Origin of the sequence: Nonomuraea polychroma (assembly GCF_004011505.1) — a bacterium.
Classification (GTDB): domain Bacteria; phylum Actinomycetota; class Actinomycetes; order Streptosporangiales; family Streptosporangiaceae; genus Nonomuraea; species Nonomuraea polychroma.
The window spans coordinates 9,608,755-9,633,252 of the sequence record NZ_SAUN01000001.1 but is presented as its reverse complement, the minus strand read 5'-3'; the positions used below and the strand labels follow the sequence as shown (position 1 = coordinate 9,633,252).

Here is a 24,498-nt window from a genome sequence, read left to right as displayed (position 1 = left end):
GTACTCCTTCAGCGGGGGTTTTCGGCGCGCCACGCGACGTAGTCGGCGACCGCCTTGGCGATGTCGAAGGCCGGCGCGAAGCCGGTGTCGTGGGTGAGCCTGGTGATGTCGAGGTAGGGGTTGTCGCCGGGGCCGGTCTGCCGTCCGGGCAGGAGGTCGAGCCGCAGGCCGGGGGTGATCGCCTTCAGGGCCTCCGCGAGCGCGCGATTGGTGAACGGTCGGCCGCTGGAGACGTTGTAGGTGTTGTGCCGCAGGGTTTCCGCGGTCGTCAGCAGGGCGATCGCGCGCCCGGCGTCGGGTGCGTAGCAGCTGTCGCCGCCGTCGTCGGCGTACAGCGGCTGCGGCTCCTCACCGCGGAGTGCAGCGCTGATGTACGGCGGGATGTGGTTGAACGGTGATTCCGGGTCCATCAGCGGTCCCCAGATGCTCCCGATCCGGAGTACGACCGGCTGGACCCCGCTGCCCTGGAGGCTGTGCGTGGTCAGTGGCTCGACCGCCTTCTTGAAGGCGATGATCAGGTGCGGCAGGTCCGCGGCGGGCAGCGCGAGCTCCTCGTGCCAGCGGCTCTCGGTCCGGCCGATGTACACGCCGAGACTGCTGGCGACGGCGAACCTGCGGACGCCCCAGGTGCGGGCGGCGTCCAGTGCGTTGAGCAGGCCGGTCGTGTCCGTACGGAAGAAGCCGAGCGGGTCATCGCCGGGGATGCTGCCGGCGAGATGGACGATGTCACTGATGTCGTGGCGACCGGCGAGCGCGAGGAAGGCGTCCCGGTCTGTGACGTCGAGGGGTTCCACGGTGACCCGGCCGGCGAGGAACGACGGAACCTCGGTCCGGCGGTGCGTCGTGACGACGACCTCGTGTCCGAGGTCCACGAGCGCGCGGGCGGTGTGGGCACCGATCATGCCCAACCCTCCGGTGACCAGGATCATCGGGCCACCTCGTAGTGGAGGTGGGTCACGCCGGCGGCCGGGACGGCCTCCAGCAGACGGAGGTGTACGTGCTTCGGGAGCTCCTGGAAGAAACTGCGACCGGCGCCCAGCAGGACGGGCACCTGGTGGAGAATCACCTCATCGACGAGGTCCGCTTCCAGCGCGGCGGCCAGCACGCCGCCGCCCATGAGGCCGACGTCCTTGCCATCGGCGGCCTGGCGAGCCGCCGCGACCGCGTCCTCGATGCCGGTGGTGACCAGGGTCTGCCGCTCGGTCATCTCCGGCGCCGCCCGATGGCTGAGGACGAACAGCCGGGCCGCCGGGTGCGGGCTGCCGCCTCCGAAATGGTCGGAGTCCTCATAGGTGTTGCGCCCCGCCACGACCGCACCCACGCGGCCGGCGAGGGCGTCGAAGACCCGGGCGCTGGGCTCGCTCAGCCGGAACCCGTCGAACACCTGGCTGGGTGTGTCGCCATTGAAGTACCAGTCGAACAGCATCGTTCCATCGCCCAGCCCGCGCCCGGCGCCCGGACCGCGCCCGGTGATGTAACCGTCGACCGACACCGCGTGGGCGCTGATGACCTTGCTCATCTTGGCGACTCCTTCTTGAGTTCCTTTAAGAGACTCCACGACCGTACCACCCGGAGTTTCTTTAGGGAACCCCAATTGCTAGACTGATCCCATGCAACGCACGAAATTCGGGGAGATGGCCTGCTCCATCGCGCGCACCCTGGACGTGATCGGGGAGCCATGGTCGCCGCTGATCCTGCGCGACGTATGGGTTGGCATGAGCCGCTTCGACCAGCTCCAGGCCGACCTCGGGATCTCCCGCAAGGTGCTGACCGAGCGGCTCAACCACCTCGTCGACCACGGCGTGCTCGAGCGCCGCCCCTACGACAATCGACCGCGCTACGAGTACCACCTGACGGCCAAGGGAGCCGAGCTGGTTGACCTGCTCATGGTCATGACCGGCTGGGGGGACAGGTGGCTCGCCGGCGAAGCCGGGCCGCCAGTGCTCTACCGCCACCACGCGTGTGGCGAGATCAGCCACGTCGACCTGCGCTGCGCCCACTGCGGCGAGCCGATGCACGCCGCCGACGTCGACCCGCTGGCAGGCCCAGGCGCGGCCCTCTGACCCAGACCGATCTCACCCGAACTTCATGCGCTCCGGTCGATCGAGGTCGCCCGCAACCCCCGAGGCCGCCAACACGGGTGGAGGGCCTCCACGCCGTTCGCGCTGCCGGAAGGGATCGGTGTACGGCCGGTCAATGCCGGAGGGGTGCCGGTCCTGGCGGTGGTCGAGGTGGCGGGCCGCCCGCCGCCCCTGCTGCACCTGCACGGCGGCGCGTACGTGGCCGGGTCGGCCTTCGAGTTCCGCCCGCTGGCCGGTGCGCTCGCGGTCTGCAGGTGACTCCGCCGGCGGCCGGCTGGTCCTCGCCATGCTGACGGCGCTCAAGGAGCAGCAGCAGCTGCCCGCTCGCCGCGGACCTGTCCGGCCTGCCGCCGATGCCCCTGCGGACCGGCACCGGTGACCCGCTGGCCGGCGAGGCCCGCCTTCTTGGCGAGCGATACCGCGCGTGTTGCCCTCGTCGTGGTCGCCGGCCTGCAGGGGATCGGGACTCTGGTGGGGCACGCTCAGTCCCGGCGGTCGCCTTGGAGGGTCTCGACGAGGTCGTCCGTCATCTGGTCCCTCGCTGAGATCTAGGCACGAGCGCCGGTGTTCAAGGCAACGAACAGCCCCCGTGCGCGGGTGCCATCCGGTACGTGCCAGGAGCCGGCGACGTGGCCAATCGCGTCCGGTGGAAGGAGAGGCGCGTTGTCCGGGGCGGGACGCAGGACCCGGTGCAAGCGAAGGGTCGTCCCCTGCGGTCCAGGCAGCTCAGTGCCCTCCTGGTCGTCGGTGGCAGTGGCGGTGAAGTCCGTGAGGGCGAGGCCGTCACCGATGTAGGAGCGGGTGACCTCCCGGTCGGGGGTGTCGCTGGTGTTTTGGTCCTGGGCCTGGACCCGGCCCTCGATCAGGGCCAGCAACTGGGCGACCAGCACCGGGTCGTGGCAGCCGTCGTAGGCCCAGCGCCGCCCCAGCACCCCGTGCTCCATGGTGCCCACGAGGGCGTGCTCCGCCCCGTCGAGCGGGGCACCGCGATAGGTGAGCGGCACCAGGTAGCTGGTCGGGTGAGTGCCGGAGGTGTCGGTGACCACCATGAACTCGATCCCGACCTCACCCTCCGGGTCGTCCAGCCGGAAGCCGCCGGCCTTGGCCAATTCTGGTTCGCCCGCGCCGCCGACGTACCACGGCCGGGAGGGGAGCCAGGAGGTGAGCAGTTCCAGCTTGGTCGGATTGAGGGCGGTGTGGTGGATGACGGCCATGCCGAGGATTCTCTTCCGTTGAGCGGGTACGACCTTTCACCGCGCATCTTCCCATCGGCCGGCAGAGCGGTTCCTCTGCCACGACAGGGCCTCAGGATTGGCCGCAGGTCGCAGGGCAGATCTTGGCCTCGGGGTAGCGCGATGACGGTTTGTCCAGGAGGGGCTGGGGCTGGGACTTCAGGTGCTGGTCGAGGAAGGCTGCCACATAGGTGCGGGTGAGCTCGGCGGAGCGCGCCGCGGGCAGGACGCCGTAGGCGGGCTTGATGCCGAGGGCGTCCGCCATGAGCGGGCCGTCGGTGAAGGACTGGTGTTCCGCGCCCGGCAGCACGATCCAGCGTTTCCAGCCGGTCAGCAGTTTCCAGTCGCGGTCCCAGGAGGTGTCGCGGCCGCCGGGGACGTGCTGCGCCGAGCCCAGGAACATGAACGGCCGGGAGAACCCGGTCTTGGGGATGCGGGCGTAGGTGGTGCCGTCCATGTCGATCCCGGCGCGCACTCGGGAGTCCTTCACCATGGCCGCCATGGCGCTGGCTCCGCCGATCGACTGGCCGGCCATCGCGATCCTGGAGCGGTCGATCCGGTCGGAACCGTCCCACTTCGATGGCAGCTGGTCGAGCACGAAGGAGACGTCGGCCGCCCGGCCGGCGACCACCCCCGTGCCGAAGCCCGGGTCGGCGTCGCTGTCGCAGGCCAGGCATTCGGCGACCCGCCCGTCGGCCAAGGTCGTGGCGTAGCTTTCGTAGGTGTGGTCGATCCCGGCGTACCCGCGGCTGGCCAGGTCTTCGGCCAGGGACGTGAGCGTGCTTGCCACCCCGATCCGGTCGATCACCTCGCGATTGGGCCCGAGGTGGTGCCTGGTGGGGAAGCCCAGCGTGGTGTTGTTGCTGAGCAGGTACGACTGCGACGGGCCGGAGATGACGCCGGCGGTTCTGGTGCCGACCAACTGGCCGAGACGCAGGTCCTTGATCGCGGAGCTGACGTGCTCGCAGGCTGAGGCGCAGCTGCGGTCGATAAGCACCGTCAGCGGCAGGTCGATCAGTTCGACGGTGTCGTCGGTGCGCAAGGTCTCGCACTTGCCGTCCACGGTGCACAGGTAGGCGGTGACCTTGCCGTGGGCGAACGCGCTGACCAGCCGGGTCGCCTCCGTGACTCTGCCGCCGCCGTTGCCGCGCAGGTCCAGCACGACGCTGTCACTGCGGAGAGGGGTCATCGCTGCTGTTCTGGCCGCCCGGCCGCCGCCACCGCGGCCGCCCCGCCGCACTCCGCCGGCATGCCCGACCGCTACGCGACCGCGGAATCGTCCGCAGCCTCATCACCGCCCGCCGTTCCGACGGCCGCCTGTCGCTTCGCTCGATCAACAGGTCTGCTTGGACACCTCGGCGCCGTAGACCTCGGCCGGGTGCGCGGAGATCTCGCCGGTGGTCAGCCCTTTGGCCGACAGGGAGATGACCATCTCATCCACGCCTGACATCGGCGATGACGGTCTTGGCGCGGGTGCAGGTGCGTGGAGCCGTGCGGCGTCACGACCGGTTTGACCACGTCACGCGAGCCGCGACGAAACTCTGTCCCGTTGGCAGCCCGCCCACCAAGTCCACCAGGTGCGAAACCTGCAGGTGCCATGCGGGTGGGTTGAGCGATGCGAAGCGACCCTGCGCCAGGTACCACTCGTCGTACTCCTTGGCGCGCTGCTCGTAATAGGCGGCGGTCGCAGCATCGCGAGCGAACGCGGGGTCCCGATCCGACACGGCCCCAGTGTGACGCATCGACACCTACCAAAGGCAGGGCGGGCCGAAGATCGCTCACCTCAGGCGGTGGGGCGTCCGACAACGAAACTGCTTGGCGGATCCACTGCCTAACGTTGTACGCTGATCAAGATGAATACCTCCTTCAGAAGATTGGGGGTCCTGTTCGCACAAGGTGAGTGCTGATGCACCACTCGACTGCGAATGCGGATTCCCGCCTTTCCTTCTGGCTGCGCGTGCGCGAGTTCGCCGTGCCGCCCTCCATGATCGAGGCTGCGACCGCCCGCCGTACCACCGGAGATTGGGCGGGAGCGTGTGCCGCGGCACACGTCGACGTCGATCTGAATCTGCGCCAAGCGGCACACGCCCACGGCCAGGAGTTCGCCGCCCACCTCCGGACCGATCTCCGCCATCTGGCTCCTGACCTGCTGCGCTGGCACATGCCGAGGATCGCGCCGGACGGGCTGTTGCGTCCGGGCCTGACCGTCTCGCTAGCCCAGTACGACCCGGCGGGGCATGGCGGCGGCGGCACGGTGCACCTCGTGGCCCGGACGCCGCCGGCTTGGGCGGCTGCCGGTCAGCGGATCAGCCTGGCTCTGTGGGATGGGTCCCGATTCGGGGCCGGTCCGCATCCGCATCCCCGTCCTCACCGGCGCTTCCGCCTCGATCTGCACCGCCACCTGTGGGATGTCCGCAGGGTCGATGAGCTCCGGACCCGTTCGGGAGCGGACCGGCCGCCCGACAATGCACGTCCCGCTCCGAACCTGGAGGTGCCGCTGGAGCGCGGCTGCGCCGTGGACCGGTGGGCGGACGAGGCGTGGATGCTGCTCCGCGAGGAAGGGCGGGCCGGTGGTGCGGTCGCCGTGCGGCTCGGGGGGCGGCGTCAGCTGGTACTGGAGCCGGCCGCGGACGGGGCTGCCTCCGGACCGCTGGCGCTGCAGATGACGACGGCCCTTGCGAGGGATGGCGGGTCCGCACTGCCGGTGCTGCCCGACGCGGCCACGTGGGTGCTGCCCGACCTGGCGTTGCTTCGCGCCGGGCTGATCGAGGCGGACCGGCTGCACCCGCTCGTCGCGTCGGCGCTCATACCAGGCCATGCCCCGGCCGTGGCTCCACGGCTCCCTGACGATGGAGCCCGTCCACGCTTGGTCGAGTGCCGTGGCGCCCAGCACCGAATCGATCTCGTGAACGGTGTGCTCGTCCCGCTGGACCACGACCCGGCCGAGGTCCGCCGCGAGAAGTTGCTGGCCGCGCTGACCGGCACCCCGCTCCCCTGCCTGCAGGTGATCGACCAGGCACACCGCAACCCGGCGTGTCTCATAGACGTCCGCGCACGCCTGGACCACGGCGACACCGCCGGCGCTCTGGCCGCCGTCGAAGGTCTCCTCGGACCCGATGCGGCCCTGCCCGAGGGCGCCCTGCGCGACGCGTTGGAGACGGAAGCGCAACGGCGCATCGACCACGGACTGTTCCGGGCCGGCCTGGCCGGGCTCGGGCAGGGCCCGGCCGCCCGGCCAGGCCGGCGCTCCCGCGGCGACCGGGCACGCCCGCGCCACGCGACATCCCGCTGACGCCGCGGGCCTCATCTTCCTTGCGTTGTCCCACCGCTCGACTGTTCCCGGCCAACCAGACTTCAGAGGTGATCCAGCATGCCCACATCTTCATCTGTCACCACCGGCGCGTCCTCCGGTCCGGCTCACGCCTCCCGGCTGGACGTCGCCGCCGATCTGCTCGCCCTGCTCCACGACACGGCCACAGAGCCGCGCATCGATACGCAGTTGGAGGCGCTGACCCTGGCCGTGGCGGCCGACCTGCCGGTGCTGCTGTGGGGAGAGCCGGGGATCGGCAAGACCGCGGCTCTGCAGCAGCTCGCCGCAGCCCTTGACCTGCCGCTGACAACGGTGATCGCCAGCGTGCACGAGCCGTCCGACTTCTCCGGCCTGCCCGTGGTCGGTGACGACCCCGCGGTGCAGGGAGTCCCGATGGCTCCGCCGGACTGGGCCGTGCGCCTGGCCCAGTCGGGCCGGGGGCTGCTCTTCCTGGACGAGTTGTCCACGGCGCCGCCGGCCGTCCAGGCCGCATTACTCCGCCTCGTGCTGGAGCGGCGGGTCGGCGCGCTGCGGCTACCGGCCGGTGTCCGGATCGTGGCGGCCGCCAATCCGCGGTCCTCCGCGGCCGACGGCTGGGAGCTGAGTGCGCCCCTGGCGAACCGGTTCGTTCATCTGCAGTGGGTGCATGACCACGAGGTCGTGGTACGCGGCCTCGGCGGGACCTGGCCGCGGGCGTCGCTGCCGCGGCTCGACCCGGAGCGGTTGTCAGAGGCCGTGACGTTCGCCCGACGCGCGGTGTGCGGGCTCCTCGCCGCCCGCCCCGCCCTCGTGCATCGGCTGCCGAGCAACGAAGCCCGCCGGGGCGGTCCATGGCCCTCACCCCGCAGCTGGGAGATGGCACTGCGTCTGGTCGCCTTCGCGACCGCGGCCAACACGTCCAGGGACGTGCTGTCCCTGCTGGTCCGGGGCACGGTTGGGGACGGCCCGGGGCTGGAGCTGCTGGCCGCCATGGACCGGATGGACCTCCCGGACCCTGAGGCGCTGCTGGCCGACCCGGCGGCGGCCGACCTGCCCGAGCGGGGCGACCTGCGCCAGGCCGTGCTCGACGGCGTGGTCGAGGCGGTCCGGAGGCGGCCGGAGAAGTCCCGCTGGGACGCGGCGTGGGCACTGCTGGTACGGGCGTTGGAGACCGGGGCCCCGGATCTGGTGGTCGTACCCGCGTCCACGCTTGCCGCGCTGCGCCGCGCGGACTGGGACGTACCGGCGTCGATCGAGCAGCTCGCCGGGGCCGTGTCCTTGAGCAGGCGGGCGGACGAGGCCGCGGTGCGAGTCGCGGCCGTCGCGGGGACAGGCCGATGACGCCCGGCGTAGCGGGGACACTGGACCTCGAGAAGCTCTTCGCCGCCCGGCTGCACGCCGCCCGGGTCCGGCCCTATCTGGCTACGGCGCTGTTCGCGCTGCACACGGTGGAGTCGCGGCTCGTGCCGACGATGGCCGTGGACCGGCACTGGCGGTGCTACGTCTCGCCGGCCTTCGTCGCCCGGACCCCTGTGGAGGAGCTGGCAGGGGTGTGGGTGCACGAGGTTTCTCACCTGCTGCGCGACCATCACGGCCGGAGCGACCGGGTCGCGTCGGAGCGGGGACTGACCGGACCGGGAGACCGGCTGCGGATGAACATCGCCGCGGACTTCGAGATCAACGACGACGTGTTCGGGGACGGGCTGACCCCGCCCGAGGGCGCCGCCGAACCGGGGATGCTGGGGCTGCCCGAGGGGGAGCTCATGGAGGACTACCTGCGTCAGTTCCGGCTCGGGCCGTACACGCAGGGGCTGGCCTGGCTGGACTGCGGCAGCGGCGCCGACGGACTGGAGCGGGAGTGGGACCTCGGGCCGGAAGGCGCGAACGGGCTCACCGCGCAGGAACGAGACGCGGTCCGGTTCCGGGTGGCGCAGGGCATCACCGCCCGCCCGGGTGACGTACCGCAGGGGTGGCGGCGGTGGGCCGAGGAGGCGTTCCACCCGCCACAGCCGTGGCGGGAACTGCTCGGCGCGGCGGTTCGCCCGGCGGCGTCCGGCCCGGGTGCGGGTGAGGACTACACCTACGGCCGGCCGTCGCGGCGCTCCGCCGGCCTGCCCGGTGTCATCCTGCCGAGCCTGAGGCGCAGGCCGCCCCGGGTCTCCGTGGTCATCGACACGTCGGGGTCGGTCGGCGACGCCGAACTGGGGAGCGCGCTTCTCGAGGTCGCCGCGATCGTCCGCGCCGTAGGGGGCCGGCGCGACCTGGTCAGCGTGCTGTCGTGCGATGCGGCGGCCCAGGCCGTGCAACCGCTGTGCCGTGCCGAGGGGATCACGCTGGTGGGCGGTGGCGGGACGGACCTGCGTACGGGCTTCGCCACGGCGCTGCGGGCAAGCCCGCGGCCAGACGTCATCGTGATCCTGACCGACGGGCAGACCCCCTGGCCGGAGGCGCGGCCACCGTGCCGGACGGTGGTGGGGCTGTTCTCGCGGAGGAGAGCGGCCCGGTCGTGGGACGAGGACGATCCTGAGTACGTGCCGGACGTGCCGCCCGAATGGGCTCGGGTGGTCGACATCGGCTGATCAGACTGGCGGAAACGCCTTACTGTGCTGTCGGAGTTCGCTTGGAGCATGTGTGCCGCGGGGCCGGTCTTGCTTACACAGGTGCCAATTCAGGGTTGGGAGTCGGGTGGCAAGGCGAAGGGGTCCTCGGGGAGGAAGCAGCCGTAATCCTGCAACGGCATCGGGTCATGGAGCACGATCTGCTGGAGTTCGCCCGCTGGGGAGAGGCCGTCTGGACGGTCCAGAACACGTTCGCCCGGTCGTGGTCCACCGCGGCCGATCAACGTCTCTGGCGCGTCGGCCACGAGCCGACCGAACCGGTCCAGCAGAATGTGTACGGCGTCGTAGACGTCGCGGATATTTTCACCTGCGCTTTCCTCGCTGGCCCCTGGATGGAGATCACAGTACGCCGCGCGAGCTGACGCCAGAAACCGCTCTGGATCCACAATCACGACGTCCCGGCGGGTGCGGACACTGATCGTCATACCAGCCGTCGGAGTTGTCTGCTCATCCACCGTCTGAAGGTAGCCCGCCGGCGCAAGGACCGACACGGCCCCGCAGTCGGCCTTTCTCGTTGCTGGGTGACCACGTGCTGGCGGCGACCCGAGCCTGAATCTCGATCGACTCCATTACCGCTGGCGGAGTAGCGCCGAGGCCCCAGCCACTCGACGAAAGCAGGGGGCGAGCCGTGGGGCGCCGTAGGAGCCCCGGCGTACGACGTGGTGCCTCGGCCACGACGTCGCTGATCTCGCGGCACCCGCCTGGTTGACCGACCTCAGGCCATCGCTTTCACGTACGGGCAAGAGCGGGCTTGCCGGCCCCGCCAGGAATCACGCTCAGTGGTGGAACAGCCGGAGGCCGGTGCGGGCAAGCGTGATCCCGTCGGAAAATACTGTCGTCAATCAGAGATCGAACCCAGCCTGCTGGCGGGGTGTTTCATCCGCCGATGTCCGCTTCTCGGGGTCTGGCGGCCCCCTGTCGGGACACCGTCTAATCCCGACACCTCTGTGAGGCCTCACGGCGCATCAAGACCCACCTTGGGGCTGGAGCAATTAGGGAGCGGAGGGGCCGACTCCGATGTTCTGAGAGGCGCGTTTGCAACCGTCATAACCTGCTGGAACGGTCTCCTTTGCCCCGGGTGACACGGACCCGAGCGCCGGGCCTGGCCGTACGGATCACCCCCCACAGGGCCCCGTCCCGCAGATCCGGAGACGCGGCCCGCCATACGGGCCAGGAAGGGATCGGGTTCAGCGCTGACGCCTGAGCTGCCTGACTGCCGCGATCACAGGGGCTGCCGCAGCGGTGACCGCCGCACCCAACGGAGTGTCGGTGGCCAGAATCCAGCGGACAGTCCGCATAGCCAAAATGAGAATCTCGCTGCCACGCACCCGCATGCCCGCCTCGAACTGGCTGACGGCCACGGGGAGGGTGCAGGAGCCGTCGGTGACCTCACGCAGGTGCGTCAGCAGGCTGGCGGCATCGCGGATGGCAGCGCCCGCTCCCATGCCGGCGGTCGGCGGGGTGGCATGCACGGCATCACCCAAAGCGGTGATGCGACCGGCGGGCCAGGGAGCGAGGTCCCTCACGCGTGAGGAGGCGGCGTTGAAGCGGAACGCGGCGATGCTGCCGGGATCGGCCTTGACGATGACCTCGAGCGGGCGTTCTCCCCATCCTTGACGGCGGAACCTGGCCAGGAGCGCATCACGCAACTCCTCCCCGCGAAGTCCGCGTATAGAGTCGGTCTCGGCGGACTCGGGAAACATGGCGCCCCAGATGTAGGTGGGGCCGCTCGTGATCGCGGCACGTTGGTCAGGGGCATCGAGTACGGCATTGCCCACGGGGTCGAGGAAGCCGACGTAGAGTGCCGCGCCCCGAGGAGCGATGACCATTCCCGATCGCGTTCCGAGTCGCTGCTGCTCCAGCGGGCTCAGGTTCTCGGCCGCCGTCCTGCCGGAAAAGCCGACGATCCCGGCGGGTGCGCTCGTCGGGCCGCCGGCGAGGTGCCGGGCGACCAGCGAGTGGGTACCGTCCGCCCCCACCAGCAGGTCACACTCACGGATCGACCCGTCGGCGAGAACGACCTGCGGTGTGCCGTCGTCGGCGTACCCGAGGCCGGTGACCGTCTGCCCTAGGTGGAGATCCTCGCCGACCGCGTCGGCAAGGAGGGTCCGCAACGTGATGCGGTCGATGTCCACGCTCGGGCTGTCGGCCAGCTGCGGCCCGTAGCCCAGGAGACGGCCGTGCCGGTCCCAGAACGCGTCCGGGTCGCGTAGCCGGAGCGCCGATGAGGAGGCCAGCAGCTGTTCGACGAGCTTCGGCGGGACGAGCTGGCGCAGGGCTTCTTGGGCCCGCCCGTCGAGGGTGATGTGGTAGCCCCCGGTTGCCGTGACATCGGTGTCACGCTCGAGGACCGCCACGTTGAACCCATGCCGGCGCAGCCCCGCGGCCAGCGCCAAACCGCCGATTCCGCCCCCGACGACGACGATACGCATCCTGAGCACGACTCCCTTAGCTCGCTGACAAGGCCTTACTGGACACAGTGCCACCGGTAGTGGACACGGGATGGCCACCATCAGATGCATGATGGGCAGGTGGCCGACACTTCACGACGCGCACTGCGCTTGCTGTCGTTGCTCGCGACCCCCCGATGCTGGTCGCTGAGCGAGCTCGCCTTGCGGCTGGAAGTCAGCGAGCGCACCGTCCGCCGTGATATCGAGACCCTGCGGGCCCTCGACTACCCCGTCGTCACCATCCACGGCCCAGCCGGCGGGTACCGGCTGGGCGCCGGGCGCACCCTGCCACCCCTGCTGTTCGACGACGAGCAGGCGCTCGCGATCACGGTGGCTCTGCAGACCGCGCCCAGCAGCATCTTCGGACTCGGCGAGGACGCGAGACGCGCTCTGAACACCATCGAACGGGTCATGCCGGCCAGGCTTCGGACGGCCATGGAGTCGCTGCACGTGACCAGCCTGCAGAACTACTGGGAGTTCCCGGCGCCCCCCATCGGTTCCGAAAGACTCAAAGCCGCCGGAAGCGCGGTGCGCCACCGCCACCTCCTGATCGTCGACACGGTGAGGGCCGACGGCACCCGCCCGGCTCCGGGCGATGACGACTTCGCCCCCGCTCGCCGGATCGAACCTCATCACCTGGTGATCTGGGCTGGACGGTGGTACCTCGTCTCCTGGGACGTCGCCGACGGCAACTGGCGGGTACGCCGCCTCGACCGCCTCCACCTGCACCCGCCCACCGGCCTCCCCTTCACGCCCAGAGACCTGCCCGGCGGTGACGTCGCACGCTTCGTCATGACCAGCCACGACCGCGGCGATACCCCCGCCACCTGGCAGTGCACCGGTACGGCACGCCTGAATCTGCCCGCTGAAACCGTCGCACGCTGGGCACCCGGCGGATCGGTTGTTGAGCACCTCGGTCCCGATCACTGCCGCCTCACGATCGGGGCGTGGTCCTGGGCAGGTGTCGCCGGGCTTCTCGCCACCTTCGACGCCGATCTGGATCACGTGACGCCCGTCGAGCTGAGACGAGCCTGCCGCCGGCTCGTGCGCAGGTGGCGAGCAGTAGCGACTGGCCCCCTCGAGAACGCATGACGGCCTGACGGCCTGGAACTCCTACGGGTACGGCAAAGCGTCATCCGGCTGTCGCACCGAATGATCCATGCCATGTGATCAAAGCCGGGCAAATGTCGACTCGCCAACACCGTCGGCCGTTCAGTTGTTGACCAAGGGGCAACCCCTACCTGGCAGCTGCGGACAGCTTCGGGAGCAGAGGGCCGATACCGCATTCGACGCAGTGGTCCGGGGAACCGCGATCGCGCCGCGCGGGGCCGACGAAAGGACCGGTCAGGCGTGACGACGACGGCTGAAAACTGGGTCTGGCCCACTTTCCGTGATCGGCCGCACTTCTGAGATCACGATCATATTTGAGCCGGATGCGGACCGGTGCCGATGTCGGGACGCTGCTCTGTGTCGATCATGGAGCTGTAGGCGGTCGTGTTCCCGCATCTTGCCGCCGTTCGTGTCGAGCGGGTGCATCGGATGGGGGCGACCGTGCGGGTGAAGGCTGCGACGACGGAGCCGAAGGGCGAATGTCCCGCCTGCGGATACGAGTCGATGCGGGTTCATAGCCGCTATGAGCGGTGCCTGTCGGATCTGTCGGTGGCCGGGCAGGAGGTGCTGCTCCAGGTGCGGGTGCGCGCTTCTTCTGCGACAACACCGCCTGTGACAAGCGGACCCTCGCCGAGCAGGTGTCCGGCCTTACCAGCAGGCACGGCCGGTGCGCGGCGGGGCTGCCGGCGGTGCTGCGGAGGTGGCGCTGGCTCTGGGCGGGCGTCCCGGTGCCCGTCATACCGCGCGCCCGGCCTGTGCGGTGGGCCGCTCGACGCTGCTGCGGCTGTTGCGGAGCTTGCCGGATCCGCAGATGGCGACCCCGAGGGGTGCTGGGGTCGATGAGTTCGCCTGGCGCATGCGGTCGGTTGTCGACAAGTGGGAGCACCAGCAGCGCCGGCGGCGCGGCCGCTGATTCTTTCGGCAAAAAGCACCACAGCTCCGGTGCCGGGGATGGAGGCGTCACGGCTCCTGACCGGAGGGCTGGCGTCACGCCCCTTTCGAGACCGTCGAGTTCTGTCGGCGGTAATTGCCGGGAGCGGTGCCGAAGTGCCGTTTGAAGGCGGCCGCGAACGCATACTCCGAGCCATAGCCGACCTTCCGTGCCACCGTCTCCAGCGGCTCGTCGGACTCGCGGAGCGTCTGAGCCGCCGCGTTCATCCGCACCCAGGTGAGATAGCCGAGCGGCGGCCGGCCGACGAGCGTGGTGAAGCGGCGGGCGAAGGCGGATCGCGACAGCCCCGCTTCCGCGCCGAGGCCGTGGACCGTCCATGGCTGGCCGGGGTCGTTGTTGATGCGGCACAGCACGTGGCTGATCGCCCGATCGTTCAAGGCCGGTCCCCAGCCGACCCAGGCCCCATGTGACCCGTACCAGGCGCGTAGGGCGAACAGCAGCAGGGCGTCGAGCAGCGAGCCGATCGCCGACTCCGTGCCGATGCCTGGCTTGTCCAGCTCCCCGCCCAGAAGGTCGATCACGTTGCGCAATGGTGGCTCGTGGCCCAGTTGGGCCGGAAGGTGAATGATGTCGGGCAGGTCGTTGATGATCGGATGGCAGCGCTTGTCGTCAACGGGGAACATTCCGCTCAGCACCATGGCGGAGACCGGCCGGCCGGAGGATCCCAGCGAGATCGTCTGCGGTTCGAGCCGGAATTCGTCCCCCCGCATGAGAGGGACGTCTTCCAGCTCCGCGCCGGCACTTTCGGCCACCCCGTGGCCGTGGCCGTTGGGAAGCAGCACGACGTCGCCCACACCCAGCGCGACGGGATCGCCTGCGCTGGGAATCAGCGTGCAGGCCCCGCGCAGCATCACATGGAACGCCACGCCTGCGACGGGCTGGAGCCGGCCTCCCCACACACCATGCCCTGCGATGCGGGCGAACCGCGGTCGACCCGAGCGCATGGAATCGATCACTTGACTCAGCACGTCCACCAGCGCAGGCTACCGGAGTCCTTCGCCAGGCGATCAATGAGGACGATGACGTATCCATGAAGGATTCTCACACATGGATCATCTCGGTGACTCTCCATACGCTGGCTGCCGCCGGCGTCAGCCAGCCGGTCACACACATTGAACGAAGGGCGATCTCATGATCAAGGTTGGCATCATCGTCGCGAGCACCCGACCCGGCCGCGTCGGCGATTCGGTGGGCCGCTGGGTCCTGGACCGCGCGACGAGGCAAGGCAGTGCGCAGTTCGAGCTGGTGGACCTCAAGGACTACGACCTGCCGCAGCTCGACGAGCCGGTACCCGCGCTGATGACAGCAGGTTACAGCCGACCGCATACCCACCGCTGGGCCGAGAAGGTCGCCTCGCTGGACGCCTTCGTCTTCGTCACCCCCGAGTACAACCACAGCTTCCCCGGTGTTCTGAAGAACGCGCTCGACTTCATCTATCACGAGTGGGGCAACAAGGCGGCGGGCTTCGTCGGATACGGCATGGAAGGCGCGGGCCGGGCCATTCAACACCTGCGCAGCACCATGGCCGCGCTCGGAATCGCCGACGTCCGCCACCACGTGGCGTTGCTGATGCACCACGACTTCATCGACTTCACCGAGCTCAAGCCACAAGCCCACCAGGACGACGCGGTAAGCGCCATGCTGGAAGACGTCATCGCCTGGGGCCGCGCTCTTAAGCCCCTGCGCGACAACTGACCACCGACAGCCGACCACCGACGAACGTTTGGTTCCCTTGATGAGGCTCGTAGTCGTCCGGCAGACAGTGGCCGGGACTGGCCAGCTGCTGGTGGCGGCTCTTGGCCTGGAGTCCGGGCGCGGTACGGCCGGCTTGAGCGAAATGCTGCGGCGCGCTATGGCGAAGCTGGTGCAGCGTCCACCCCCGCCGGTGCTGGTCGAGCTTGGCCAGCTCCGCCTCCACGTCCACGTTGATGACCGAAGAAGTTGATGTTGTCGCTGTGGCCGGACGAGATGTGCGGCAGGATCTCGTCGCTCACCTCACGGCTCTGGGAACGTAGCTTCAGCACCGCTCCAGAATAATATTCGGTCGTCCAGACGGCCACCAGGTCCTCGTCCCACCGCGCGCCCAGCAGCGGCCCGGCGTCCGGATAGCGTTTGGCGATGGAGTTCGCGTCCGTAGGGAACTGGGCGCGACGAAGGCGGACGCGATGCGGGGGCGGCCTGCGGTGCCGACTTGAGGCGGTGAGGGGCTCGCGCCGCCCCGGGGGATCCCCGGGGCGACGGGGCGGGTTCGTCGTGTCACGGCTGGAGGGGCGGGGCGACCGCGATGGCGTCGATCTCGAAGAGCATGCCGGGGAGGGCGAGCGCGGCCACGCCGGTGAGGGTCTGCGCGGGCGGATGGGAGCCCCAGATGCGGCCGATGTGCTCCACGAGCACGGCCAGCTTGTCCGCGTCGTGGTCGACAATGTGGGTGCGGATCTGGACGACGTCGGCGAAACCGAGGTCTATGGCGGCCAGGGCGGTGCCCAGGTTGGCCAGGGACCGTTCGACCTGCTCGCCGAAGTCGGGGGAGGTGAGGTGCCCCTGCTCGTCGGAGGCGTACTGGCCGGCGATGAACACCAGGCCTCCCGGTGCGCGGACGACGTGGCTGTAGCCGAAGGCGACCGGGTCGTGCAGTCCGGCGGGGTTGACGATGCGGTGCGTCATGGTGATACCTCTCTCGTCGGGTGATCAGAGGGACTTGCGGGACGTGGCGACGGTCGCGGCGGCGACCAGCGCGAGGGAACCGGCGACCCACAGGACGCCGGTGGCGGCGAGTCCGTCGACCGTGGCGCCGCCGACGAGGGCGCCCAGGGCGATGGACAGGTTGAAAGCGGCGACCAACAGGGACGAGGCGGCTTCGCCCGCGCCAGGGGCGGCCTTCAGCATCCAGGTCTGCAGACTCACCGACACCCCGCCGTAGACCAGCCCCCAGGCCACCAGCAGCGCGGACGCGGTCACGGGATCGGTGCCGAGCAGGGCGAACAGCGCCGTCACGGCCGCGAGGCCGGCGCAGATCGCCAGGAGGGTGCCGCGCAGGTGCGCCGCCACCCGCGAGCCGGCCGCGAAGTTGCCCGCGATGCCCGCGATGCCGTACGCCATCAGCAGGCCGCCGATGAGGGCGTGGTCCACCCCGGCCGCCTCGCGCAGCACCGGACGGACGAAGGTGTACGCGGCGAAGTGCCCGGCGATCAGCAGGAACGTGACGAGCACACCGATCCGCACGCCGGTGTTGCGCCGCAGCAGCCCCGGCAGTTCCCGGAAGGAGAGCGTGCCCTGGGACGGCAGCGGCGGCGACCAGGCCGGGCACGGTCAGCATCAGCCCCGCCATCCCGTCGGAGACTGCGAGGTCGGAACCGATCGGTGTGAGCAGGCCGACGGGCAGCAGTTCGGACGTCATCAGCGCGAAGATGCCGAGCGCCACCGCCAGGACCGCCGGCCACGTTGCGTCGAGCGACCGCGGCCTATGCTTAACCTGACTAGGAAACATCCAGAATTTCTTCCGTGAAAAGCCCTCTCCCGGGAGAGGGCGGTCTTCAGGTGCGCGTGTTGGTCAGCCCGTGGCGAGTCTGCCCGGGAACGGCGGGGAAGCGTTCCTCCACCGTCGATTTGAGATCGGCGAGGGTCCGCCCGGCCAGCTCCCGCCGCCAGTTCAGCTCCGCCTGGCGCATGGTCTGGGAGATCACGCAGATCTTCCGGTAATCGACCCCGGGTACGCCGCCGGGGCCTTGCCGGAGGATCTCGGCGCACTCGAACGCCTCCTGCGGGCCTTCGATCGCCGCCACCACGTCCAGCACCGTGATCTTTCCGGGGTCGCGCGCCAGCCGAAAGCCGCCCCGCGGCCCGGACGTGGAGGCGAGGATCCCCGCTCGCACCAGCGCCTGCAACTGCTTGTTGAGGTAGGCGGGCGGCAGTTCGTAGAAGGCGGCCAGCGTCGAGGTGGGCACCGAGCGATCCTCCTCCACCCATGCCAGGTTCAGGCACGTGTGCAGCGCCCACTCCACACCCTCACTCATCCGCATATCCTGGATCATACATGTCCAGAATTCGCGTCCTGCACCCGCGACCATGCGCCTCTTCCCTTCGGCGCCTTGGCGGCCCTGGTCGGCTTCAACACCGGCCGTCGGCGAGGCCGTCGCCCTGCTCCTCCGCCTGTTCACCGGCCGCGACTCGGACCGCAGCGGCGCGACAGCGGCAGGTCGTCAGGCGGCCAGGTCGGGGACTGTACGGATAGTGGCTCTGGCACGCGTTCGGTGGTGACGGTACGTGGCCAATTCAGTCAGGAGAGCAGAATGCGCTGCCGGAGTAGGGCGAGGCCGGCGCGACGTACATCTGACGTTTCAGCAGCTTGACCTTGGTATTTGTGCCCTCCATCGGGCCGTTGCCGTAGGGCAGGGTCAGCCCGGCGACGACGGTCTGTCTATCCTTCTCCAGGCCCAGGGCAAAGCTGTGCAGGGCGAGCAGGCCATCGGCGCGAACGGAGCGACGCTGCAAGATCAGCCTGGGCCGACGGCGTAGGCTCGGATGATCGTCTGGGTAAGGGCGCTGCCGGAGGCAAGGTCATCGTGAGCCTCTCGGGCGCGGGGAAGATCGTCTGGCCTGTTGTTGCCCGCAGGCCCTGGACGGGTTCACGCACCGGGCTCGGGATCGTCGAGAACTCGATTCGTCCCATCGGGAAACAGCAGGCATGACACGAACCACACCGGAGGAGATGGTCGAGGCGGACGACGCCGAGCTCATCCGCCGGTCAATCGACGATCCGGAGCAGTTCGCCGGAGTGTTCGACCGCTATGTCGAGCAGATCCACCGCTATGTCGCGCGGCGGCTGGGTGTGCAGGCCGCCGACGACATCGTGGCGGAGACGTTCCTGACCGCCTTCCGCTGCCGCGCTTCCTACGATCACGCGCAGCCGCTGGCCAGGCCGTGGCTGTACGGCATCGCGACCAACCTCATCGCCAGGCAGCGGCGCGATGAGGAGCGGTTCCTGCGGGCGCTGGCGCGTACCGGTGCGGAGCCGCCGCCGGAGCCGATGGCCGACGTGGTGATCGGGCGCGTGGCCGCGCAGGCCGAGGATCGCCGGCTGGCAGGGGCGCTGACGGGTTTGGCCAGCGGTGATCGCGACGTGCTGCTGCTGGTGGCGGTGGGAGAACTGGCCTACGAGGAGGTGGCGCAGGCGCTCGACATTCCGATCGGGACCGTGCGCTCGCGCCTGCACCGGGCCCGCAAACAGGCGCGGGCCGCCCTCGGCACCGGCTATCAGACGAGAAAGGATGCATGATGGATGAGTTCGGACGGTTCCTCGAGGCCACCCCGGCGATCACCCGCGAGGCGAAGGAGGCGGCCCGCACCCGGTTGCTGCAGGCCGTCCGCGAGCCGGTCCCCATGCCGTCGGTGCCCGCGCCGAGTCGGCGCAGGCCGCGCCTGGCCTGGCGGCTGGCGCTCGCCGCGTCAGTCGCGCTGGCCGTCGGCGCGGGCGTCCTCGCGGTACGCGGCGATGAACAACCTGTCACCACCCCGGTCGCCAGCGTGCAGGAGCTCGGCGACAAGGCGGCGAGGAGCGCCGAGATCGACCCGTACAAGATCACGCCGTCGCCGGGCCGCTGGCTGTACGTGAAGCAGACGATCGCTCCGCTCCGCAAGGAGCCGGAGTCCGAGGTGGATCGCGACAAGCGCATGACTCTTGAGACGTGGCACAGCTTGGATGGCAAGCAGACCGCGTTGGACGACGGACGGGGCAAGCTCGTCATCCACGAGGTCGGCCCCGGCATGACGGGCGCGGACCTAGCCAGGGCACCGGTCACCCCCGAGGAAATGATCGCCAGGATCGGGGCGAGCGTCGATGCGACCCCAGCCACGGAGTTCGACGACGCCGGCGCGACCAGGCAGGAGCGGATCTTCCGGACGATCTCCCAGTTGCTGAGCGACCAGCCGCTGGTCGCCGACGTGCGGGCCGCCTTGTTCCGGGCGCTGCCCATGATCCAGGGGGTTTCGGTCAAGCAGGACGCGATCGACGCGGCAGGCCGCCACGGGGACGCATTCGTCTACACGGGAGCCTTGGGGCGCTACGAGATCATTGTGAGCCCGCAGGACTACCGGTTCCTGGGGACGTATGGCGAGAGCGTCGCCGAGCGCACCTTCGACCTCCCTGGTGGCGCGACACGCACGGTCAAGGCGGGCACCCCTCTGGTGTGGACCGCACGTATGACCGCCAAGGTCGTCGACAAGCCCGGCGACCAACTGTAGGGGAAGCAGCCACATCGTAGAACGATGCGGTCCATCGCTCGACGCGTCCGATCCGGGCGTCGCCCGCGCGGTCGTCGGCTCGGCGGTCGTGCTCGCCGGTTCGGGCGTGCTCGGTGTCGCGCTCGGCGGGCTCCTGCGCTCCACCCCCGCGGCGATCACCACAATGTTCGGTGTCATGTTCCTGCTCAGCGGGTTCGCCTCGCTGCTGCTGCCGGCGAGCTGGGCCGACGTCATCCAGTATCTGCCTGCCGACGCCGCCGGCACGTTCACGGCGGTCGCAACCGGCGACGGAGCGCTCGGGCCGTGGGGCGGGCTCGCCGTGTTCGCCTCCTACATCGTGGCGACCGTCATCGCCGCCGCCTGGCGGCTGAAGCGCGCCGACGCCTGAACGGGTGCACGGTCCGACGTCGTCGGCACGACCTGGTCATGGAGAGGTGGGTACGATGCGCGTGTATGTGAGCTCGAAGTCGACGTCCCAGGTCACGCCGTCCTTCGACATCTCCCAGCGCGCCTCCACGGTGTCGCCGTCCGGGCTCAGCGTGCCGATGAAACGCTGGTTGAAGCCGGGGGCGTCACGCCAGATCCGCCACTCGCCGTCGGCGAACGTCATCTGGTACACCCGGTGCACGCCACGGGCGTCGGCGTACAACATCGTGAACTGCTCGGTGGAGTCGTCCAGCCCGATCAGGGCGGTGGTCGGGAATGGGGCGTTCTCGCGCCACGCCTGCGGGGCCGTGTCCGGCATCGCGTCGATGTCGGACACCTGGTGCAGATAGGCGCCCTCGTCCTGCCAGGTGAACTCCGTCCATGCGGTGCCCACGCCGGGGACCTTGGGTTGGACGGTCCAGCGGCCGACCAGCGCGTCGAGCCGGGCGAGTGCGGGGTGCCTGCGCTCCATGATCATGTCCCTTCTCTCCGGTGATCATGTGGTGACAGTGGCATACTCCCCCGCGTGCCATCCTGTGTCCCCCGTGAGGATGCCCGTTATTTCGGCGGTGCGCTACCGACGCTGGTCGTCTGTTCGGCCGAACCGATCGTGCAGCTTCCCAGGTTCCGGCTCGTTTCGGGCAGGCCGGCCACCTGCCCGGGGTGGGAGTTCATCCCCGGTGTGACCTTCTCGATGATCGAAGGACCGGGGCGGTTTCGGCTCATGGTGGAAGGGATCACTCATGAGGACGAAGCCGATGCACGTTTCTCGTGGCTGGGCGCCGTGGAGCGGGCCGGTGGGGCGGTGGTGGCGGTGGTCGGCTCGCACAGCGAGACGTACAGCTGGGCGAGCCTGGCCGGGAGCGGGCAGGCCCGGGGTGGGTACGTGCCGGTCATCCGGCGCTCCGGCTGACGCCCGCCGGCCGCGTGATCGGCCCCCAGAACGACCAGCCGCCTAGAGTCCGTACGCCCGGGCCAGCAGCTCTGCCGAGCGCAGCCACACCTTCCTGTCGGGCGCGGAGAAGACGACGATGAGCTCGTCGGCCTGGGCGTGCTCGGCGAACCGGTCGACGTAGTCCTTCACCTCGCCGGGGTCCCCGACCGCGGAGTACTTCGCCATCTGCAGGAGCTGCTGCCCGGCCGGCGACTCGAGGATCAGGTCGGCCTCCTCCGGAGTGAACGTGCGCCCCCGCCCGAGGAACCTGCTCACCCGCAGCCGCTTGGCCGCCAGGAACTGCTCCTGCGCCTCCTCGGCCGTGTCCGCCGCGATCACGTTGAGCGCCGCCATCACGTACGGCTGCGCCAGCTGCGCGGACGGCTTGAACTCCCGCCGGTACAACGCCACGGCCTCCTCCAGCGCGGTCGGGGCGAAATGCGAGGCGAACGCGTACGGCAGCCCGAGCATGGCGGCCAGTTGGGCGCCGAACAGTGAAGATCCGAGGATGTACAGCGGCACGTCGGTGCCCTTGCCGGGGGTCGCGTCGACGCCGGGAATGCGTGACTGGCCGGTCAGGTACCCCTGCAGCTCCAGCACGTCCTCGGGGAACGTGTCCGCGGCGGCCGGACTGCGGCGCAGGGCCCGCATCGTCTGCTGGTCACTGCCGGGCGCCCGGCCGAGCCCGAGGTCGATGCGGCCGGGATGCAGGGTTTCGAGCGTGCCGAACTGCTCGGCGATCGTCAGCGGGGAGTGGTTCGGGAGCATGACCCCGCCCGCTCCAAGGCGGATCGTCCGGGTGTGCGCGGCCACGTGGGCGATGAGCACGCTGGTCGCCGAGGAGGCGATGCTGTCCATGTTGTGGTGCTCGGCGTACCAGATCCGCTGGTATCCGAGCTCCTCCGCACGCTGGGCCAGGGCCACGCTCGCGGTGAAGCTGTCGCTCGCCGTCTCGCCCTCACCGATGTGCGCCAGATCAAGGATGGACAGCGGCAAAGCCATGGGTACGCGCCTTTCGCAGAGCCGGCATAGGGGACCTGGCTCGTTGCAACAGCAATGAAGGCGCGGATATTTCGCCGGGCCCCCGCTGTCGGGGACCCGGCGAAGGCGTCACGACGCGGTGCAGGTCACCGGGGACGGGGTGCCGTTCTGGCCGCTCCAGTTGCCGGTGAAGCCGAACGTGGTGGACGCGCCCGCGGCCAGGGCGCCGTTCCAGTTCAGGTTCGTGACCGAGACCGTGCCGCTGCCGGAGAGGTTGCCGTTCCAGAGCTGCGTGATCGTCTGCCCGTTCGGGAAGGACCAGCCGACCTTCCATCCGGAGATGACGGACGAGCCGGCCTTCACGGTGACCTCACCCTGGAAGCCGCCCTGCCACTGGCTCGTGACCTTGTAGGTGGCGGTGCAGCCGCCGGGGCCGGTGGTCGGCGTCACGGTGGGCGTGACCGTGGGGGTCACGGTCGGGGTGGCGGTGGGTGACGGGGCGGCGATGGCCAGGTCGTACGCGCGCTGCGGCACGAACTGCCCGGCACCCGCGATGCACCCGTCGGCCTCACCCGGGGGCTTGACCCAGAGGAAGGCGTCGATGGCCGCGTCGCCGGTGTTCGTGGTGCTCCAGGTGCCGGTCGCGCGGCCGGGCGGGTCGCACCACTCGCTGCCGGACGGGCCGTTGCCGTTGCGGCTGGTGTCGATGACGGCCTTCAGCCTGGACACGCCGGTCGCCGCGATCACGCTCTTCGCGTACGAGACCAGCCCGGGCGTGGCCCGGTAGTTGGAGGTGTTGACCGCGATGCCGTCGGCGCTGTTGGCCACGTCAGCACCGGTCAGCCGGGAGGCGGCCTCCGAGGCGCCCAACCAGGCGTCGTGGCCGATGTCGAAGTACACCTTGGCCTGGCCTCTGAGCTTCTTGCCCGCGTACGCCATGGAGGCCTTGACCGCAGCCTGCTCGGAGGCGTTCATGCAGTTGGACATGATCGCCAGGGCGTCGGGCTCCAGGATGATCGTGGCGGGGCGGCCGGCCAGCCCGGCCGCGATCTGGTCGATCCAGGCGCGGTAGGACGCGTGGTCGGGGGCGCCGCCGGCGCTGGGGCCGCCGCAGTCACGGTTCGGCATGGCGTACACGACCATGATCGGGTTCTTGCCGGCCGCTGCGGCGGCGCCGACGTAGGAATCGACCTGGCCGCGCACGGTCGACGGGTTGTACGTGGCGAACCACCGGCCCTGCGGCACGGCGGCGATCCTGTCCCTGATCACGGGGGTACGGCTGTCGTTGGGGTTCGCGGCCACCCACTTGGCCGCGTTGGTCTGGGGATCCACATAGAAAGCGGAGTCGGCGGCCTGGGCGGTGGACGACGCGAACACGACCGCCCCTGCCGCGGCCATGGCGGCCGCCGTCAGGAGCACCGCCAACATGGGCCTTCTGCGAGACATGAAATCACTCCGTCGGTCATGTGGGAGCGCTCCCACTGGCACCTCGGATGGTAGGGAGGCGTTGCGGGCCGCTCAAAGACATCGGATCGCTGCTCACCGCATCTCCCCTGGCCAGGAGGCGCCTAGGGGATGAAAGTTTCACTTGGCCAGGCACGCCTGGAAGATCGCGGTCAGCCGGTCCACGTCGGCCGGCGTCGGCGTCTCCGGTCCGACCCGGCGACGCAGGGCGCCGATGCCCAGGAAGACCGCCGCCACCATGCGGGCCCTGGCCAGAGCGTCCGGGCCGCCCCCGAGCTGGGCTTGCAACGGATTCAGCACGGCGGCGATCAGACGCTCGCGGGCCACCTCCTCGACCTCGGGATGGCGGGCGGAGCGTTCGAGCGCGCGCAGGATCGGGCTGTCCGGCGGGTGCTGCATGCGCTCGGCGGCGTAGACCGCCAGCCGCCTCGCGAGCTCCTCCGCAGGGCCCTTGAACAGCGCGCTGATGGTCGGCTCGCCCTCCAGCACCGCACCGAACAGTCCCGCCTTTGAGCCGAAATAGCGGCCGACCAGCGCGATGTTGGCGTCCGCAGCGGCGGCGATCATGCGGATGGTCACCTGCTCGTAGCCGTGCTCGCCGAACAGCGTGCGGGCGGCCTGCAGGATGCGTTCACGGGTGGCCTCCCGGCCGCGGGGCCGGGTCACCTCGGCGTTCATGCCCCCGACTCTACTGAAGAGCGTCCCCTCCTTGCCGCGCGGC

At 70.0% G+C, this 24,498-nt stretch carries 28 protein-coding genes and 1 pseudogene; 13 read left to right on the top strand and 16 right to left on the bottom strand.

The window, feature by feature from the left end:
* Positions 1 to 8: 8 nt before the first annotated feature.
* Positions 9 to 929, bottom strand: coding sequence for an NAD-dependent epimerase/dehydratase family protein (locus tag EDD27_RS44455; RefSeq protein ID WP_127938208.1), 921 nt, complete (start codon positions 927 to 929; stop codon positions 9 to 11).
* A complete protein-coding gene (locus tag EDD27_RS44450; RefSeq protein WP_127938206.1) occupies positions 926 to 1,519 on the bottom strand; it encodes a dihydrofolate reductase family protein in 594 nt (197 codons plus the stop codon). The genes EDD27_RS44455 and EDD27_RS44450 overlap by 4 nt, the downstream gene beginning before the upstream one ends.
* A gap of 91 nt (positions 1,520 to 1,610) precedes the next feature.
* Between EDD27_RS44450 and EDD27_RS44445 the strand changes: the two genes are divergently transcribed.
* Positions 1,611 to 2,063, top strand: coding sequence for a winged helix-turn-helix transcriptional regulator (locus EDD27_RS44445; protein ID WP_127938204.1), 453 nt, complete (start codon positions 1,611 to 1,613; stop codon positions 2,061 to 2,063).
* 144 nt (positions 2,064 to 2,207) lie between these two features.
* Positions 2,208 to 2,339: a hypothetical protein gene (locus tag EDD27_RS58120; protein WP_277750799.1), complete on the top strand. Its 132-nt coding sequence runs from the start codon at positions 2,208 to 2,210 to the stop codon at positions 2,337 to 2,339.
* 290 nt (positions 2,340 to 2,629) lie between these two features.
* On the opposite strand, the gene EDD27_RS44440 is transcribed toward EDD27_RS58120, so the two are convergent.
* From EDD27_RS44440 to EDD27_RS44430, 4 genes and pseudogenes are all read right to left on the bottom strand, one after another.
* On the bottom strand, positions 2,630 to 3,295 hold the full coding sequence (locus EDD27_RS44440; protein ID WP_127938202.1) for a maltokinase N-terminal cap-like domain-containing protein: 666 nt from the start codon (positions 3,293 to 3,295) through the stop codon (positions 2,630 to 2,632).
* 91 nt (positions 3,296 to 3,386) lie between these two features.
* Positions 3,387 to 4,502, bottom strand: coding sequence for a S41 family peptidase (locus tag EDD27_RS57395; protein ID WP_127938200.1), 1,116 nt, complete (start codon positions 4,500 to 4,502; stop codon positions 3,387 to 3,389).
* Between the two features lie 150 nt (positions 4,503 to 4,652).
* Positions 4,653 to 4,760, bottom strand: a pseudogene (locus EDD27_RS59065) (transposase); the annotation flags it as partial.
* A gap of 52 nt (positions 4,761 to 4,812) precedes the next feature.
* Entirely contained in the window at positions 4,813 to 5,037 is a 225-nt protein-coding gene (locus EDD27_RS44430; RefSeq protein WP_127938198.1) for a hypothetical protein, read from the bottom strand.
* 182 nt (positions 5,038 to 5,219) lie between these two features.
* On the opposite strand from EDD27_RS44430, the gene EDD27_RS44425 reads away from it, so the two are divergent.
* The 4 genes from EDD27_RS44425 to EDD27_RS44410 all read left to right on the top strand — a co-directional run bounded on the left by EDD27_RS44425 (position 5,220) and on the right by EDD27_RS44410 (position 9,582).
* Positions 5,220 to 6,605 carry a hypothetical protein gene (locus tag EDD27_RS44425; RefSeq protein WP_127938196.1) on the top strand — a complete coding sequence of 462 codons (1,386 nt, stop codon included), beginning with the start codon at positions 5,220 to 5,222 and terminating at the stop codon, positions 6,603 to 6,605.
* Positions 6,606 to 6,683: 78 nt separating this feature from the next.
* The gene (locus tag EDD27_RS44420; RefSeq protein ID WP_127938194.1) at positions 6,684 to 7,943 is read left to right on the top strand and encodes an AAA family ATPase; all 1,260 of its coding nucleotides are present in this window, start codon (positions 6,684 to 6,686) and stop codon (positions 7,941 to 7,943) included.
* On the top strand, positions 7,940 to 9,181 hold the full coding sequence (locus tag EDD27_RS44415) for a vWA domain-containing protein (RefSeq protein WP_127938192.1): 1,242 nt from the start codon (positions 7,940 to 7,942) through the stop codon (positions 9,179 to 9,181). Before EDD27_RS44420 ends, EDD27_RS44415 begins: the two co-directional genes overlap by 4 nt.
* 167 nt (positions 9,182 to 9,348) lie before the next feature.
* On the top strand, positions 9,349 to 9,582 hold the full coding sequence (locus EDD27_RS44410) for a hypothetical protein (protein ID WP_127938190.1): 234 nt from the start codon (positions 9,349 to 9,351) through the stop codon (positions 9,580 to 9,582).
* Positions 9,583 to 10,407: 825 nt separating this feature from the next.
* Here the strand turns inward: EDD27_RS44410 and EDD27_RS44405 are convergent.
* Positions 10,408 to 11,652: an FAD-dependent oxidoreductase gene (locus EDD27_RS44405; RefSeq protein ID WP_127938188.1), complete on the bottom strand. Its 1,245-nt coding sequence runs from the start codon at positions 11,650 to 11,652 to the stop codon at positions 10,408 to 10,410.
* A gap of 99 nt (positions 11,653 to 11,751) precedes the next feature.
* Here EDD27_RS44405 and EDD27_RS44400 point away from each other — a divergent pair, with 99 nt between their 5' ends.
* Positions 11,752 to 12,762: a helix-turn-helix transcriptional regulator gene (locus EDD27_RS44400; protein WP_127938186.1), complete on the top strand. Its 1,011-nt coding sequence runs from the start codon at positions 11,752 to 11,754 to the stop codon at positions 12,760 to 12,762.
* 447 nt (positions 12,763 to 13,209) lie between these two features.
* Positions 13,210 to 13,623: a transposase family protein gene (locus tag EDD27_RS59060; RefSeq protein ID WP_421917366.1), complete on the top strand. Its 414-nt coding sequence runs from the start codon at positions 13,210 to 13,212 to the stop codon at positions 13,621 to 13,623.
* Between the two features lie 144 nt (positions 13,624 to 13,767).
* Here EDD27_RS59060 and EDD27_RS44390 read toward each other — a convergent pair whose 3' ends face one another.
* On the bottom strand, positions 13,768 to 14,700 hold the full coding sequence (locus EDD27_RS44390) for an AraC family transcriptional regulator (RefSeq protein WP_277750856.1): 933 nt from the start codon (positions 14,698 to 14,700) through the stop codon (positions 13,768 to 13,770).
* A gap of 163 nt (positions 14,701 to 14,863) precedes the next feature.
* Here EDD27_RS44390 and EDD27_RS44385 point away from each other — a divergent pair, with 163 nt between their 5' ends.
* Positions 14,864 to 15,427 carry an NADPH-dependent FMN reductase gene (locus EDD27_RS44385; RefSeq protein ID WP_127938180.1) on the top strand — a complete coding sequence of 188 codons (564 nt, stop codon included), beginning with the start codon at positions 14,864 to 14,866 and terminating at the stop codon, positions 15,425 to 15,427.
* A 561-nt stretch (positions 15,428 to 15,988) separates the two neighbouring features.
* Here the strand turns inward: EDD27_RS44385 and EDD27_RS44380 are convergent.
* The 4 genes from EDD27_RS44380 to EDD27_RS44365 form a co-directional block, all read right to left on the bottom strand.
* Positions 15,989 to 16,396 carry a RidA family protein gene (locus EDD27_RS44380; protein WP_127938178.1) on the bottom strand — a complete coding sequence of 136 codons (408 nt, stop codon included), beginning with the start codon at positions 16,394 to 16,396 and terminating at the stop codon, positions 15,989 to 15,991.
* A gap of 24 nt (positions 16,397 to 16,420) precedes the next feature.
* Positions 16,421 to 16,954: an MFS transporter gene (locus EDD27_RS44375; protein WP_241564577.1), complete on the bottom strand. Its 534-nt coding sequence runs from the start codon at positions 16,952 to 16,954 to the stop codon at positions 16,421 to 16,423.
* Positions 16,955 to 17,265: 311 nt separating this feature from the next.
* Positions 17,266 to 17,751: an RrF2 family transcriptional regulator gene (locus tag EDD27_RS44370; RefSeq protein ID WP_206641926.1), complete on the bottom strand. Its 486-nt coding sequence runs from the start codon at positions 17,749 to 17,751 to the stop codon at positions 17,266 to 17,268.
* Between the two features lie 253 nt (positions 17,752 to 18,004).
* On the bottom strand, positions 18,005 to 18,223 hold the full coding sequence (locus EDD27_RS44365; protein WP_164904063.1) for a transposase: 219 nt from the start codon (positions 18,221 to 18,223) through the stop codon (positions 18,005 to 18,007).
* A gap of 193 nt (positions 18,224 to 18,416) precedes the next feature.
* On the opposite strand from EDD27_RS44365, the gene EDD27_RS44360 reads away from it, so the two are divergent.
* From EDD27_RS44360 to EDD27_RS44350, 3 genes are all read left to right on the top strand, one after another.
* Entirely contained in the window at positions 18,417 to 19,007 is a 591-nt protein-coding gene (locus EDD27_RS44360) for an RNA polymerase sigma factor (RefSeq protein ID WP_127938174.1), read from the top strand.
* Positions 19,004 to 19,972, top strand: a complete 969-nt coding sequence (locus EDD27_RS44355) for a CU044_5270 family protein (protein ID WP_127938172.1) — start codon at positions 19,004 to 19,006, stop codon at positions 19,970 to 19,972. The genes EDD27_RS44360 and EDD27_RS44355 overlap by 4 nt, the downstream gene beginning before the upstream one ends.
* Positions 19,973 to 20,060: 88 nt before the next feature.
* Complete coding sequence (locus EDD27_RS44350) at positions 20,061 to 20,360, top strand: hypothetical protein (protein WP_127938170.1); 300 nt, start codon at positions 20,061 to 20,063, stop codon at positions 20,358 to 20,360.
* A 36-nt stretch (positions 20,361 to 20,396) separates the two neighbouring features.
* On the opposite strand, the gene EDD27_RS44345 is transcribed toward EDD27_RS44350, so the two are convergent.
* Positions 20,397 to 20,870: a hypothetical protein gene (locus EDD27_RS44345; protein WP_127938168.1), complete on the bottom strand. Its 474-nt coding sequence runs from the start codon at positions 20,868 to 20,870 to the stop codon at positions 20,397 to 20,399.
* Positions 20,871 to 20,924: 54 nt separating this feature from the next.
* Here EDD27_RS44345 and EDD27_RS44340 point away from each other — a divergent pair, with 54 nt between their 5' ends.
* Positions 20,925 to 21,311: a hypothetical protein gene (locus EDD27_RS44340; RefSeq protein ID WP_127938166.1), complete on the top strand. Its 387-nt coding sequence runs from the start codon at positions 20,925 to 20,927 to the stop codon at positions 21,309 to 21,311.
* Between the two features lie 42 nt (positions 21,312 to 21,353).
* Here the strand turns inward: EDD27_RS44340 and EDD27_RS44335 are convergent, their stop codons facing one another.
* The 3 genes from EDD27_RS44335 to EDD27_RS44325 form a co-directional block, all read right to left on the bottom strand.
* Complete coding sequence (locus EDD27_RS44335; protein WP_127938164.1) at positions 21,354 to 22,334, bottom strand: LLM class flavin-dependent oxidoreductase; 981 nt, start codon at positions 22,332 to 22,334, stop codon at positions 21,354 to 21,356.
* A gap of 108 nt (positions 22,335 to 22,442) precedes the next feature.
* Positions 22,443 to 23,741 (bottom strand): glycoside hydrolase family 6 protein, encoded by a 1,299-nt coding sequence (locus EDD27_RS44330; protein WP_127938162.1) that lies wholly within the window; start codon positions 23,739 to 23,741, stop codon positions 22,443 to 22,445.
* A gap of 156 nt (positions 23,742 to 23,897) precedes the next feature.
* Positions 23,898 to 24,455 (bottom strand): TetR/AcrR family transcriptional regulator, encoded by a 558-nt coding sequence (locus tag EDD27_RS44325; RefSeq protein ID WP_127938160.1) that lies wholly within the window; start codon positions 24,453 to 24,455, stop codon positions 23,898 to 23,900.
* Positions 24,456 to 24,498 lie beyond the last annotated feature (43 nt).

Coding starts and splice junctions, on each gene's coding strand:
- EDD27_RS44455 (WP_127938208.1), bottom strand. CDS start 929: ATGATCCTGGTCACCGGAGGGTTGGGCATGATCGGTGCCCACACCGCC.
- EDD27_RS44450 (WP_127938206.1), bottom strand. CDS start 1,519: ATGAGCAAGGTCATCAGCGCCCACGCGGTGTCGGTCGACGGTTACATC.
- EDD27_RS44445 (WP_127938204.1), top strand. CDS start 1,611: ATGCAACGCACGAAATTCGGGGAGATGGCCTGCTCCATCGCGCGCACC.
- EDD27_RS44440 (WP_127938202.1), bottom strand. CDS start 3,295: ATGGCCGTCATCCACCACACCGCCCTCAATCCGACCAAGCTGGAACTG.
- EDD27_RS57395 (WP_127938200.1), bottom strand. CDS start 4,502: ATGACCCCTCTCCGCAGTGACAGCGTCGTGCTGGACCTGCGCGGCAAC.
- EDD27_RS44425 (WP_127938196.1), top strand. CDS start 5,220: ATGCACCACTCGACTGCGAATGCGGATTCCCGCCTTTCCTTCTGGCTG.
- EDD27_RS44420 (WP_127938194.1), top strand. CDS start 6,684: ATGCCCACATCTTCATCTGTCACCACCGGCGCGTCCTCCGGTCCGGCT.
- EDD27_RS44415 (WP_127938192.1), top strand. CDS start 7,940: ATGACGCCCGGCGTAGCGGGGACACTGGACCTCGAGAAGCTCTTCGCC.
- EDD27_RS44410 (WP_127938190.1), top strand. CDS start 9,349: ATGGAGCACGATCTGCTGGAGTTCGCCCGCTGGGGAGAGGCCGTCTGG.
- EDD27_RS44405 (WP_127938188.1), bottom strand. CDS start 11,652: ATGCGTATCGTCGTCGTCGGGGGCGGAATCGGCGGTTTGGCGCTGGCC.
- EDD27_RS59060 (WP_421917366.1), top strand. CDS start 13,210: ATGGGGGCGACCGTGCGGGTGAAGGCTGCGACGACGGAGCCGAAGGGC.
- EDD27_RS44385 (WP_127938180.1), top strand. CDS start 14,864: ATGATCAAGGTTGGCATCATCGTCGCGAGCACCCGACCCGGCCGCGTC.
- EDD27_RS44380 (WP_127938178.1), bottom strand. CDS start 16,396: ATGACGCACCGCATCGTCAACCCCGCCGGACTGCACGACCCGGTCGCC.
- EDD27_RS44370 (WP_206641926.1), bottom strand. CDS start 17,751: ATGCGGATGAGTGAGGGTGTGGAGTGGGCGCTGCACACGTGCCTGAAC.
- EDD27_RS44360 (WP_127938174.1), top strand. CDS start 18,417: ATGACACGAACCACACCGGAGGAGATGGTCGAGGCGGACGACGCCGAG.
- EDD27_RS44355 (WP_127938172.1), top strand. CDS start 19,004: ATGATGGATGAGTTCGGACGGTTCCTCGAGGCCACCCCGGCGATCACC.
- EDD27_RS44345 (WP_127938168.1), bottom strand. CDS start 20,870: ATGGAGCGCAGGCACCCCGCACTCGCCCGGCTCGACGCGCTGGTCGGC.
- EDD27_RS44335 (WP_127938164.1), bottom strand. CDS start 22,334: ATGGCTTTGCCGCTGTCCATCCTTGATCTGGCGCACATCGGTGAGGGC.
- EDD27_RS44330 (WP_127938162.1), bottom strand. CDS start 23,741: ATGTTGGCGGTGCTCCTGACGGCGGCCGCCATGGCCGCGGCAGGGGCG.
- EDD27_RS44325 (WP_127938160.1), bottom strand. CDS start 24,455: ATGAACGCCGAGGTGACCCGGCCCCGCGGCCGGGAGGCCACCCGTGAA.